General features: G+C 39.3%; 10 protein-coding genes. All 10 read right to left on the bottom strand.

The window, feature by feature from the left end:
• Window positions 1-104: 104 nt before the first annotated feature.
• A complete protein-coding gene (gene ribF, locus B3D94_RS13400) occupies window positions 105-1055 on the bottom strand; it encodes a riboflavin biosynthesis protein RibF (RefSeq protein ID WP_008178983.1) in 951 nt (316 codons plus the stop codon).
• A gap of 12 nt (window positions 1056-1067) precedes the next feature.
• The gene (truB, locus tag B3D94_RS13395) at window positions 1068-1979 is read right to left on the bottom strand and encodes a tRNA pseudouridine(55) synthase TruB (RefSeq protein WP_291757693.1); all 912 of its coding nucleotides are present in this window, start codon (window positions 1977-1979) and stop codon (window positions 1068-1070) included.
• A 121-nt stretch (window positions 1980-2100) separates the two neighbouring features.
• The gene (gene rbfA / locus B3D94_RS13390; protein ID WP_069480374.1) at window positions 2101-2442 is read right to left on the bottom strand and encodes a 30S ribosome-binding factor RbfA; all 342 of its coding nucleotides are present in this window, start codon (window positions 2440-2442) and stop codon (window positions 2101-2103) included.
• Window positions 2443-2519: 77 nt separating this feature from the next.
• The gene (locus tag B3D94_RS13385; RefSeq protein ID WP_008178987.1) at window positions 2520-2798 is read right to left on the bottom strand and encodes a DUF503 domain-containing protein; all 279 of its coding nucleotides are present in this window, start codon (window positions 2796-2798) and stop codon (window positions 2520-2522) included.
• Window positions 2798-5068, bottom strand: a complete 2271-nt coding sequence (gene infB, locus B3D94_RS13380) for a translation initiation factor IF-2 (protein ID WP_069480373.1) — start codon at window positions 5066-5068, stop codon at window positions 2798-2800. The genes B3D94_RS13385 and infB overlap by 1 nt, the downstream gene beginning before the upstream one ends.
• Window positions 5069-5082: 14 nt before the next feature.
• Entirely contained in the window at window positions 5083-5391 is a 309-nt protein-coding gene (locus B3D94_RS13375; protein ID WP_008178997.1) for a YlxQ family RNA-binding protein, read from the bottom strand.
• Window positions 5388-5666 carry an RNase P modulator RnpM gene (gene rnpM / locus B3D94_RS13370; RefSeq protein ID WP_291757690.1) on the bottom strand — a complete coding sequence of 93 codons (279 nt, stop codon included), beginning with the start codon at window positions 5664-5666 and terminating at the stop codon, window positions 5388-5390. The genes B3D94_RS13375 and rnpM overlap by 4 nt, the downstream gene beginning before the upstream one ends.
• Before the next feature lie 136 nt (window positions 5667-5802).
• Complete coding sequence (nusA, locus tag B3D94_RS13365; protein ID WP_193831189.1) at window positions 5803-6942, bottom strand: transcription termination factor NusA; 1140 nt, start codon at window positions 6940-6942, stop codon at window positions 5803-5805.
• A gap of 30 nt (window positions 6943-6972) precedes the next feature.
• Window positions 6973-7443: a ribosome maturation factor RimP gene (gene rimP, locus B3D94_RS13360; protein ID WP_069480371.1), complete on the bottom strand. Its 471-nt coding sequence runs from the start codon at window positions 7441-7443 to the stop codon at window positions 6973-6975.
• Between the two features lie 341 nt (window positions 7444-7784).
• Complete coding sequence (locus B3D94_RS13355) at window positions 7785-12116, bottom strand: PolC-type DNA polymerase III (protein WP_139133716.1); 4332 nt, start codon at window positions 12114-12116, stop codon at window positions 7785-7787.
• Window positions 12117-12271 lie beyond the last annotated feature (155 nt).

The following is a 12271-nucleotide window of genomic DNA, read 5'->3' as shown; positions in this document are numbered from 1 at the left end:
CGTTGGAGTCTTCGATATACCGAGCTAAGGTTGAGCATTATGCACTTATGAATGTTACCATAAATGATTGGGTCAAGCAAGTAAAAACCGTTACTTAGTTGACTCTATTGTAGATCATTAAAATATTGTATAGCTTCTTGTTTATCTTTTTCAATTTGCGTTTTTAAAGCATCAATACCGTCAAATTTCCTTTCGCTTCGAATACGTTTATACCAAGCTACATGTACTTCTTCGCCATAAATATTTTTATCAAAATTTAAAATATGAACCTCAATGGACAATTGCTTATCGTTTGGATCTTTAAACGTTGGTTTGTAGCCTACATTGCAGACACCATCATACCAAGCATTTTGGACTAGCAGACGAACAGCATAGACCCCACTTGCCGGAATAAAAGTACCTTCTAAAGCTTGGACATTTGCAGTCGGGAAGCCAATTGTTCGACCACGTTTATCACCATGTACAACCATTCCGTTAATTTCAAATGGTCGTCCTAATAATGTTCTCGCTGCTTCCATATCACCCTCTTGTAAAAGTTGGCGAATACGGGTTGAGCTGATTTTCTCCACATCATCCGTTCTCTTCTCAACAATTGTCACACCATAATCACCATTGCTTAATGCACGCATATCTTCCATTGTCCCTTTACCAAATGCCCCAAATGAATAATCGAAGCCAGCTGTCACATGTTGAATATTTAATCCACGAATAAATGTATCAATAAATGCGGCTGGAGATAGCTTAGCAAAATCAGAAGTGAAATGGACAACAAATACTGTATCTACGCCTTGTTCTTCAAAAAGCTGCAATTTCTGCTGTAAGAGTGTAATATAAAAAACCTTTTCGTTACGTCCTCCAAGGACTAATGATGGATGCGGATCAAATGTCATTACTGCGCTTGGAATTTGACGCTTTTCTCCCTCTTCCTTTGCCGCCTTAATAACAGCCTGATGCCCTCTATGTACACCATCGAAAAAGCCAAGCGCTAATGAATAGGGCTGCATGCTTTCTCTTTGCTGTAATTGATGTGGGTATTTTAAATGAATGACCTCCATTGAAAAATCCTCCTACTCTATCGTCGGAAACATCTTGTGTGGTTTCATCAAACCTGCCTTTGTAGGGTGAGCTTGATAAACCGCAACTGCCTTTCCACTGATTCCAAAGACAATTTTATCATGTATCTTTAACAATGTATCTGCGGGAAGCACTTGTCCATTGAAAATTTCTTTTTCATTGGCAGAAGTAATCTCAATATATGGATAGTCTGTTAATGCATACTCGACAGGTAAAATACAAGTAGTCACCTGCTCTGCATCCATAAGCTCCGCCACCTGTGCTAGTGTAAAACAGTTAGCGCGCGTAAAGGTACCTGAAGCAGTACGTACGAGCTCTTTCATATGTGCTGGATAACCAAGAGCCTCCCCAATTTGGACAGCTAATGTACGGATATAAGTTCCTTTACTACAAGCGATACGAACTGGGAATGTTATCTCCTGCCCCTCGTAGGATTTTTTTTCATCAAGAAGCTCTAAAGCATAAATGGTAACTTGACGAGTCGGTCTTTCAACTGTTTCTCCTTTTCGAGCATATTCATAGAGACGTTTACCATTTACCTTGACAGCCGAAAACATTGGTGGAGTTTGTTCAATAACACCTGTTAATGAAGCTAAAACCTCTTGCAATTGCTCACGAGAAACCTTTTTAACTGAAGGATCCTGTGAAACCGTTTCGCCCTCTGCATCCTCCGTTGTCGTTGTACGACCAATGGAAATAATGGCTTCATAGGTTTTCCCTGCATCTGTTAAATATTCTGCAATTCGAGTAGCTTGGCCAATACAAATTGGTAGTACACCCTCCACACCTGGATCCAATGTCCCTGTATGTCCAACCTTTTTTGTACGTAAAATTTTGCGTAGCTTAAAGACACAATCGTGGCTTGTCATGCCTCTTTCTTTCCAAAGCGGTAAAATACCGTTCATATAAATCCTCCCAAATTGCCTTTAAAATAAAATATACCTAGCATTTACCAAGTCAAAAATCTTCTTTATGAAGATAAAAAGCCTGCCTGCATGAACATGCAAGTGGCAGACTTTTATCAGCTTATTCTTTGTGTAAACCTTTTAGCAATGTATCAATACGGTTTCCGTACTCAATCGATGAATCGAATTCAAAGATTAATTCTGGTGTGCGTCGTAAACGAATACGTGAACCAATTTCTGATCGAATGAAACCTGAAGCTTTTACTAAAGCTTTAAGCGTTTCCTCACGTTCACGTTCATTGCCTAAAGATGTAATATAAATAGTCGCTTGCTGTAAATCACCAGTTACCTCAACACCTGTAACAGTAACAAAACCAACACGCGGATCTTTAATTTTACGGCCAAGAATATCACCAAGCTCTTTTTTCATTTGCTCAGCAACACGGTTTGAACGTAGAGACATAATTTGTCACCTCTATTTCGATGTACAGATAGTTGATCTTTTCATGCTACTTAGCTATCTCAACTACCTACTATTCCTTATAAATAGTCTCGCCACACATTAAGCTGTTCCCATGACGGATTTGACTCTAAATAGTGGAGCGCGTGATTAATTTCCCGTTCAGCTGCTTCTTTCGATGAAGAAACAGCTACAAGTGCTAATTTTGTGCGCTGCCATACGTTTTGATGGTCAATTTCCGCAATAGAAACATTAAACTTCTGCTTAGTGCGGGTAATCATACGCTGTAAGACAGCACGTTTTTCTTTTAACGAATGGGCAGTTTGAATGATAAATTCAACCTCTGCGTATACAATCATTATACTCGTTTAACTTCTTCCATAATGTAGGCTTCAATAATGTCGCCTTCTTTAATATCGTTGAAGTTTGTAATCGTAATACCACATTCGTATCCTCTTGCTACTTCTTTTACTTCGTCTTTGAAACGCTTAAGCGTATCTAATTCACCTTCAAAAATAACTACGTTATCGCGAATTACACGAACGCCTGAATCGCGTGTTACTTTTCCTTCAGTTATATACGAACCAGCAATTGTACCAACTTTTGATACTTTAATTGTTTGGCGAACTTCTGCTTGCCCAATAATTTTTTCTTCAAATTCAGGATCAAGCATACCTTTCATTGCTTGCTCAATCTCTTCAATTACTTTGTAAATGATACGGTGTAAACGAATATCTACGCCTTCTTCTTCTGCAGCACGTTTTGCATTGACATCTGGACGTACATTGAAACCAATAACAATTGCATTGGAAGCGGCAGCAAGAGAAATATCAGATTCTGTAATGGCACCTGCACCAGTGTGAATAATTTTCACATTTACGCCTTCTACATCAATTTTCATTAATGAAGCAGCCATTGCTTCTACAGTACCTTGTACGTCAGCCTTAACGATTAAGTTCAGCTCTTTCATTTCGCCTTGGCTCATTTGCTCAAATAAGTTATCAAGCGTTACACGTTGTTTTTCAGAACGTTGTGCTTGGATAGCTGACATCGCACGAGTTTCCCCAACTTGACGAGCTGTTTTTTCGTCTTCAAAGACAACAAAACGGTCCCCTGCTTGAGGTACATCATTTAAACCTGTAATTTCTACTGGTGTTGATGGTCCAGCTTCTTTCACACGACGGCCTTTATCATTCACCATTGCACGAACTCGACCAAATGTATGACCGACAACAATCGGGTCACCCACTTTTAATGTACCATCTTGCACTAACAGCGTAGCAACTGAACCACGTCCTTTGTCTAGCTGAGCTTCAATTACTGTTCCAAGAGCTAAACGGTCAGGATTTGCTTTTAGTTCTCCTACTTCTGCAACAAGTAAAATCATTTCTAGTAATGTGTCAATGCCTTCACCTTTTAATGCAGAAATTGGTACGAAAATCGTTTCGCCACCCCATGCTTCAGGAACTAAGCCATGTTCAGTTAATTCTTGCATCACACGATCTGGATTTGCAGACGGTTTATCCATTTTATTCACAGCTACAATAATTGGTACTTCTGCTGCTTTTGCGTGATTGATTGCTTCTACTGTTTGTGGCATTACACCATCATCAGCAGCTACTACTAAAATTGTTAAATCCGTTACTTTTGCACCACGTGCACGCATTGTTGTGAAAGCAGCGTGTCCTGGTGTATCAAGGAAAGTGATTTTCTTGTCACCTTCTGTAACTTGGTAGGCACCAATATGCTGTGTAATGCCCCCAGCTTCACCTGCAGTCACTTTAGTATTACGAATTGAATCTAATAATGTTGTTTTACCGTGGTCAACGTGACCCATGATTGTCACAACTGGCGGACGTTCTGATAATTCAGCTTCATTTACTTCTTCTGTCTGCTCGAAGTGTGTTTCTAAGTCCGTAATATCTACACGAATCTCTTCTTCCACTTCTACACCATAGTCTGTGCAAATTAATTCAATTGCATCCTTATCTAATTCTTGGTTAATTGTTGCCATTACCCCAAGCATGAATAATTTTTTAATAATTTCAGATGGCTCACGGTGTAATTTTTTTGCTAATTCTGCCACTGATAATGATTCAACAAAAGTAATTTTTTCTGGAAGTTCCTTTTGTTTAAGTGGTATTGATGGTTGATGCGTTTTTGGATGGCGACGTTTGCCTCCATGAATCCCTGGTTTTGGACGTTGGTTGTAACCACCGCCACCTCTACGATTATTATTATTGTTATTATTATTATTATTTTGTGTCATATTTCTGTTTTGATTACCTTTTGTATTCTTAGATTTTTCGTTAGACGAATTTGAGTGTTGCTGATTATTTGCTTTAGGCTTAGAAGTAGCAGATTGCTGCCTTTGACCTTCTTGCTTTTTCACCGAATGGTTTTGTTGACCATTCGATTGAGGTTTTTGTGATATGTTTTGAGTTGCTTGTTTTCCTACATTTTTCTCAGGTGTTGCTTTAAATGTTTGGTTTAACTTTGACACGATGTCTCTCTCTAACATAGACATATGATTAGTTACACTCACATTTAATTTACTAAGTGCTTCAATAACCTCTTTACTCGTTTTATTCACTTGTTTCGCATATTCATGAACTCTGATTTTGGTCATCTGCTCACCCCCGATTATTTTTCGTTGAGTAGACTAGACAATTTACTTGCAAAACCCTTATCGGTAATCGCTAAAGCCACTCGGGCCTCCTTACCTGTAGCATGTCCTAGATCGTAACGATCTCCAATTACATGATACTCAACGTTGTAGTACGTGCACTTATCTTGAATTTTCTTACTTGAGTTTTTAGAAGCATCGTTTGCAAGCAGTACTAACTTAGCATTGCCATTGCGGACTTCCTTTACTACTAACTCTTCTCCTGAAATCACTTTACGGGCTCTTGCCGCAATTCCAAGCAAATTAAATATTGCTTGATTAATCATAAAATTGACTCCCTACGAATTAGCAAAATAAGCACCTCATAAATTTCTTCAGGAATTTTCACATCAAGTTGGTGCCCCAATACATTTTTCTTACGAGCGATATCGATTGCCTTCTCTGATTTAGAGACATAGGCACCACGCCCAGGTTTTTTCCCGGAGATATCTACACTTACTTCGCCCTCTTTTGAACGAACAACACGTATCATTTCTTTCTTTGGTAGCATTTCTCCAGTTGCTACGCATTTACGAAGAGGTATTTTTTTGTTAACAGCCATAAGAATCACCATTCCTCTCTGAAGCTTGTCGTAAGAGGTGGACAAGTCGTGCTCTACTTGACGCTCTGACAGTATTCAGTCGGCGTAGGGGGCCCACTGAATACTGTCAGGTAACTCGTCACACGGGCTTTCTTACTTATTCTTCGTCGTCTTGATATAAATCTACTGCCACTTCATCAAAATCACTTTCTTCATCCTCAGCAGGTACGAAAGTGCTTGTAGCAGATGGATAGATACCTAATTCACGAGCATCTGTCTCACTCTTAATATCAATTTTCCAGCCAGTAAGTTTCGCAGCTAAACGCGCATTTTGACCACGTTTACCAATAGCTAGTGATAATTGATAATCTGGTACAACAACCGTTGTAGATTTTTCTTCTTCGTTTACTTGAACATCTAAAACTTTCGATGGGCTAAGTGCATTAGCAACGAATACAACAGGATCTTCCGACCATTCTACGATATCGATTTTTTCGCCGTTTAATTCGTTAACAATTGTTTGTACACGAGCACCTTTAGCACCAACACAAGAACCTACTGGATCCACTTCTTCGTTGTGTGCAAAGACGGAAATTTTTGAGCGATCTCCTGCTTCGCGAGCAATCGATTTAATCTCTACAATTCCTTCGTAAATTTCAGGTACTTCCATCTCAAATAATCGACGTAATAAGCCAGGATGTGTTCGAGATACAATCACTTGTGGACCGCGTGTTGTACGTTCAACTTTTGTAATATATACTTTGATGCGATCATGTGGATGATAAGTTTCGCCTTGGATTTGCTCATTGACTGGCAATGCAGCCTCTACTTTCCCTAAACCTACATAAATATTTCGCGCATCTAAACGTTCCACAACACCTGTTACGATATCATCTTCACGATCGACATATTGCTCGTAGATTAAACCACGTTCCGCTTCACGTACGCGTTGTGTTACTACCTGTTTAGCTGTTTGAGCAGCAATACGGCCGAAGTTACGTGGCGTTACTTCTTGTTCCACGATATCTTCTAATTGATAAGCAGGGTTAATAACCTTTGCGTCCTCTAAAGAAATTTGTAGACGATCGTCTTCTACTTCTTCCACTACATCTTTACGTGAAAACACGCGAATAGAGCCCTTATCTAAATTTAAGTCCACTCGAACATTTTGTGCTTGGTTAAAGTTGCGTTTGTAAGCTGTGACTAATGCCGCTTCAATTGCTTCAATTAACACATCTCTTGAAATTCCTTTTTGTTCTTCTAGCGCATTCAGCGCATCTAACAAATCACTACTCATTTTGTTTTCACTCCTAAATATGCATTATGCTTAAAAATCGATGGCTAATCGTGCCAATGCGATTTTCTCTTGTTCTATTGTTACTGTAATTTTACGCGTTTTAATGCGCACTTCCATCACTAATGTATGTTCCTCGTAGGATGTTAAGTAGCCTTGGAATTCCTTCATGTCCTTAATGGGCTTATAGGTTTTTACATAAATAAACTTACCAATTGCCTTTTCAAAATCAGCATCCTTTTTTAATGGACGCTCCGCTCCAGGTGATGAAACTTCTAAATAATAGTTTTGTGTAATTGGATCTTTTTCATCCAATAACAAACTTAGTCGTTCGCTTACTTGAGCACATTGGTCAATGTCGATGCTACCTTCTGGTGTATCAACATAGACGCGTAAAAACCAGTTACGCCCTTCTTTTACGAACTCAATATCCACTAACTCCAGATTTAACTCATCTACTATTGGTTTAGCGAGCTCTTCAATTAAAGATGGTACTTTGCTCATTATTTCCTCCTGTATCTATGCTAGCGTGTTAATCATTCATTACAGTATTGGTAGTGTAATGAACCATAATAAAACAGAAATTCCACCAGTTACTTTGGTGAAATTTTACGGTCTTACCTGCTGTTAGTCAAAATTTGTTTGCTACGGTATAACAACAGAAAAGAGCGGGTAAGCCCCACTCTTTTGCTGGAAAAATATCAACAAATTATTACCATTAGAATAGCATAGTTCTTGGCATAATGCAAATTTCCTTCATTAAGGATAACCATATTGTGACAGGATTTTGAAATCACCATGATTTTGCAGGTTAAACTTTGAATGAATCAGCAGCTCATTCTTTCTTAAAAGAGTGATAGCTGATTGGCATCAGGCATGCCCTCTAAACAGCCCAGCTGATCCATGTATTCAATCAGTGTTTTCGAAACACGGCCGCGTTGCTGTAAATCCTCCTTCGATAAAAACTCCCCATCTTCTCGAGCAGCTACAATTGTTTTAGCCACGTTCGTACCAAGTCCTGGGATAGCATCAAAAGGTGGGATTAATGTATTGCCTTCAATGACAAATTCGCTTGCCTGCGAACGATACAAGTCAACTTTTTGGAAACTCATGCCTCGCTCACACATTTCTAGTGCTAGCTCCATTACTGTTAATAAGTTTTTCTCTTTTGTAGAAGCATCTAGACCTTTTAAATTGATTTCGTCAATACGTGCACGAATCATTTGTGAACCTTGAACCATAGCAATTAAATCAAAATCATCTGCCCGAACTGTGAAATATGCTGCATAGTACAGGATTGGGAAATGGACCTTAAACCAAGCAATACGGACCGCCATTAACACGTATGCGGCAGCATGGGCTTTCGGGAACATATATTTTATCTTTTTACATGACTCGATATACCAGCCTGGTACTTTATTGGCGAGCATCTCTGCTTCAAATTCCTCTGATAAGCCTTTCCCTTTACGTACAGACTCCATGATTTTAAATGCTAACGATGGCTCTAGACCTTGGTAAATTAAATACACCATAATATCGTCACGACAACCAATTACTTCTTTCAGGACACATGTCCCGTTATGAATTAATTCTTGTGCGTTACCCAACCATACGTCTGTCCCATGAGATAATCCGGAAATTTGCACAAGCTCTGAGAATGTAGAAGGCTTTGTATCCTCTAACATTTGCCGCACGAAGCGAGTACCGAATTCTGGAATACCTAATGTTCCCGTCTTACAGCCAATTTGCTTTTCTGTGACACCTAACGTTTCAGGTGAACTAAAAATTTGCATCACGACAGGATCATCAGTAGGTATCGTTTTCGGATCTATTCCTGATAAATCCTGTAGCATTCTAATAACCGTCGGATCATCGTGTCCAAGTATATCTAGCTTCAAAATATTGTCATGAATCGAGTGGAAGTCGAAATGGGTTGTGCGCCATTCTGCATCCTGAGCATCAGCAGGGAACTGTACTGGAGAGAAATCAAAAATATCCATATAATCAGGTACTACGATAATTCCTCCAGGGTGTTGTCCGGTAGTTCGCTTAACCCCCGTACATCCTTGCACTAAACGATCCACCTCAGCTCCGCGGAAATGTAGATTGTGATCATTCGCATAGCCTTTGACATAACCATATGCTGTTTTCTCCGCCACCGTACCGATTGTTCCGGCACGGTACACATAATCCTCACCAAATAATACCTTTGTATAATTATGTGCTTTCGGCTGGTATTCACCAGAAAAGTTTAAATCGATATCGGGTACCTTATCTCCTTTAAAGCCAAGGAAGGTTTCAAATGGGATATCTTGTCCATCTTTTTTATAAGGTGTTCCACATTCTGAACAGTCTTTATTCGGTAAGTCAAAGCCTGAGCTAACCGAACCATCGTCAAAAAACTCGGAATGCTTACAATTTGGACAAACATAATGCGGAGGAAGTGGGTTAACCTCCGTAATTTCCATAAAGGTTGCGACTAATGAGGAACCAACGGAACCACGAGAACCTACTAAATAACCATCAGCTAAAGATTTCTTCACCAGCTTGGCCGAAATTAAATAAATTACACCAAAACCATGTCCTAATATAGATTTTAGTTCTTTTTCAATTCGAGCTTTTACAATTTCGGGTAGCTCCTCACCATAAATACGATGAGCCATTTCATACGTTAAATTGGTTACTTCATCATCAGAGCCTTCAATTTTTGGCGTATATAAGTCATCCTTAATTGGCTTAACATCCCCAATGCTATCAGCGACTTTTTGTGCATTCGTCACAACAACTTCTTTAGCCAGATCTGGTCCTAAGAAATCAAATTCTTTTAGCATTTCATCTGTTGTTCTAAAATGCACCTCAGGTAGCTTGGATCGATTTAAGATGTTTGCACCACCCTGAGAGCCCACGAGTATTTGTCTAAACATAGCATCTGTCGGATCTAAATAGTGAACATTTCCTGTTGCCACAACTGGTTTATCGAGCTTCTTCCCTAACTTAACAAGCTTTCGAATGATATCCTCTAATGTCCATTCATCACGCACGACATTACGTTCAATTAATGGTGCATATACCGCTTTCGGTTGCACCTCAATATAATCATAGAATTTAGCCACTTGTTCGGCTTCCTCAGGTGATTTATTCATCATCGTTTCAAATAATTCACCATTACTACAACCAGAACCGACTAGTAAACCTTCTCGATATTGCTCTAAAACAGCTCTTGTCACACGAGGAACTCGATAGAATGTCTTTGTATGAGCATGTGAAACAATTTTAAATAAATTCTTTAAGCCCGCATTATCAACAGCTAAAATAGTACAATGCATTGGTCGCCCTTTTTTATAGGCGTCCCCTCCACCAATATGCTTATTAAAATCATCATGGTATTTAATGACTAATTCATCGGCATCTTTTAATAATTGTAATAGTAAATAGCCTGTCGCCTCTGTATCGTATATCGCTCGGTGATGTTGTGTTAATTCAATATTGAATTTTTTACAAAGTGTATTTAAACGGTGATTTTTCATTGTTGGGTACAGCAATCTAGCTAGCTCTAATGTATCGATGACTGGATGTGTTGTTCCTTCAAGACCGAATTTTTTATAGCCCGTATATAAGAAACCAATATCAAATGACGCATTATGAGCAACAACAATCCCATCACCAATAAATGCATGAAACTCTTTTATAACTTGCTCTACTTCTGGTGCATGACGAACCATATCATCCGTAATACCTGTTAATTCAATGGTCGTTGCTGAAAGCGGATGATGGGGGTTTGCAAAGCTTTCATATTTATCGATGACTTGGCCATCTTTAATTTTTACTGCCGCCAGTTCAATAATTGTATCGTAAGCAGTTGATAACCCGGTCGTTTCCACGTCAAAGACAACATAAGTGGCTTCTTCTAATAAGCGGTGCTCTGGTGCATAAGCTATTGGCACACCATCATCAACTAAATTAGCCTCCAAGCCATAAATTACTTTAATGCCATGTTTTTTCCCTGCTGCATATGCTTCAGGGAAGGATTGTACAACAGCATGATCTGTAATAGCTACTGCTGGATGACCCCATTTTGCTGCCTGTGCAACTAGACGATCAACGGGCGTCACAGCGTCCATTTGGCTCATTGGTGTATGCAAATGTAGCTCTACTCGCTTTTCACCCTCTGGTGCCAGATCCTGACGTGTTTCTTTTTTTATTTCATTAATATCATTTGCCATGACGATTAAATCACGAATAAATGTGTCTGTTTGGACGGAGCCTCGAACTTTAACCCACATTCCCTTTTTTAGATGCTGCATCAATTCGGCATCGTCATTATCACGTGAGAACATTTTGACGATGATAGAGTCCGTATAGTCAGTAATCTTAATTTGTAATAAAGAACGTCCACTTTTCAGTACTTTAATTTCCGTATCAAAGACAAAGCCCTCAACAATCACCCGGCGTTCCTCTTCAACAATGCGTTTAATTTCCATTATTTCATCGTCTTTAATAAGCATACCAAGCTGGAAGGGACGATCACCGAGGTTCGCAATAGCTGGATTGTCCTTCTTCTCTTGTTCTCGTTTTTGGAAATCCTGCATCGCTTGCTGAGATAAAGCTGCTTCTTCCATACGCTTTTGTTCCATAAACGCTTCCTGAGCAGCAATCATTTCTTCCGTTTGTTCTTGAAGCACAAAGTCTATCGCCATTTTTGGAAAACCGAATTGACAATAGCTTTCTGCTAGCTTGTCGGCATACTTCGTTTTTAACATCATGAATTCCATTTCCTGCATACAGGCTAATGTGATTTTCTGACCATTCCACATCGGCACTTGAGAGATAAGGCAATTTTTCAATGTTGGTGCCATCTCATCAATTTGCTCAACAACATTTAGCCAATAAGCTTGGACAAGTTCCTCTGTCACACTTTTCTCTTGTGTCTCAATGGTTGTATAAACTTGTGCGATTGCTGAGAATTTATCTGTTAAATGGGTACGGAAAAGCTGGTAAAGCGGAAATGGCAGTATATCACGTAATTGAATAGTAAAATGCCATAGTCTATCTTTTTTATGGACCGTTAGCCGTGATAACTCACCTTCTTCAAAAAATGACATGTACACATCATCTGTTAACTCTAATTGCTGCAAAAGCATTCGAAATCTCGTTCTTGCCTCTTGTTGCTGTTCCAATCTATCGACACCTACTTTCAGGAGGAGGCAGTCTGTTTAAGCCTCATATTCTTATTCATCTTCAACATAGGACAAGAATGCCAGAAAAAAATTCGCTCCCTCACTGCGGGCGCTCTTCAAGCTTAACAGAGAGTCTAGACTATCTGTTTTTCTAT

Source organism: Lysinibacillus sp. UBA5990 (genome assembly GCF_002429815.1).
In the GTDB taxonomy this organism is placed as follows: domain Bacteria; phylum Bacillota; class Bacilli; order Bacillales_A; family Planococcaceae; genus Lysinibacillus; species Lysinibacillus fusiformis.
The sequence above is the reverse complement of the archived record's forward strand: the minus strand, read 5'-3'. Positions and strand labels throughout refer to the sequence as shown.

Excerpts from the sequence above, each read along its gene's own strand:
- truB (WP_291757693.1), bottom strand. The coding sequence starts at position 1,979 with ATGAACGGTATTTTACCGCTTTGGAAAGAAAGAGGCATGACAAGCCAC.
- rnpM (WP_291757690.1), bottom strand. The coding sequence starts at position 5,666 with ATGGCTGTTAACAAAAAAATACCTCTTCGTAAATGCGTAGCAACTGGA.
- infB (WP_069480373.1), bottom strand. The coding sequence starts at position 5,068 with ATGACCAAAATCAGAGTTCATGAATATGCGAAACAAGTGAATAAAACG.
- ribF (WP_008178983.1), bottom strand. The coding sequence starts at position 1,055 with ATGGAGGTCATTCATTTAAAATACCCACATCAATTACAGCAAAGAGAA.
- rbfA (WP_069480374.1), bottom strand. The coding sequence starts at position 2,442 with ATGTCTCTACGTTCAAACCGTGTTGCTGAGCAAATGAAAAAAGAGCTT.
- rimP (WP_069480371.1), bottom strand. The coding sequence starts at position 7,443 with ATGAGCAAAGTACCATCTTTAATTGAAGAGCTCGCTAAACCAATAGTA.
- B3D94_RS13385 (WP_008178987.1), bottom strand. The coding sequence starts at position 2,798 with ATGATTGTATACGCAGAGGTTGAATTTATCATTCAAACTGCCCATTCG.
- B3D94_RS13375 (WP_008178997.1), bottom strand. The coding sequence starts at position 5,391 with ATGATTAATCAAGCAATATTTAATTTGCTTGGAATTGCGGCAAGAGCC.
- nusA (WP_193831189.1), bottom strand. The coding sequence starts at position 6,942 with ATGAGTAGTGATTTGTTAGATGCGCTGAATGCGCTAGAAGAACAAAAA.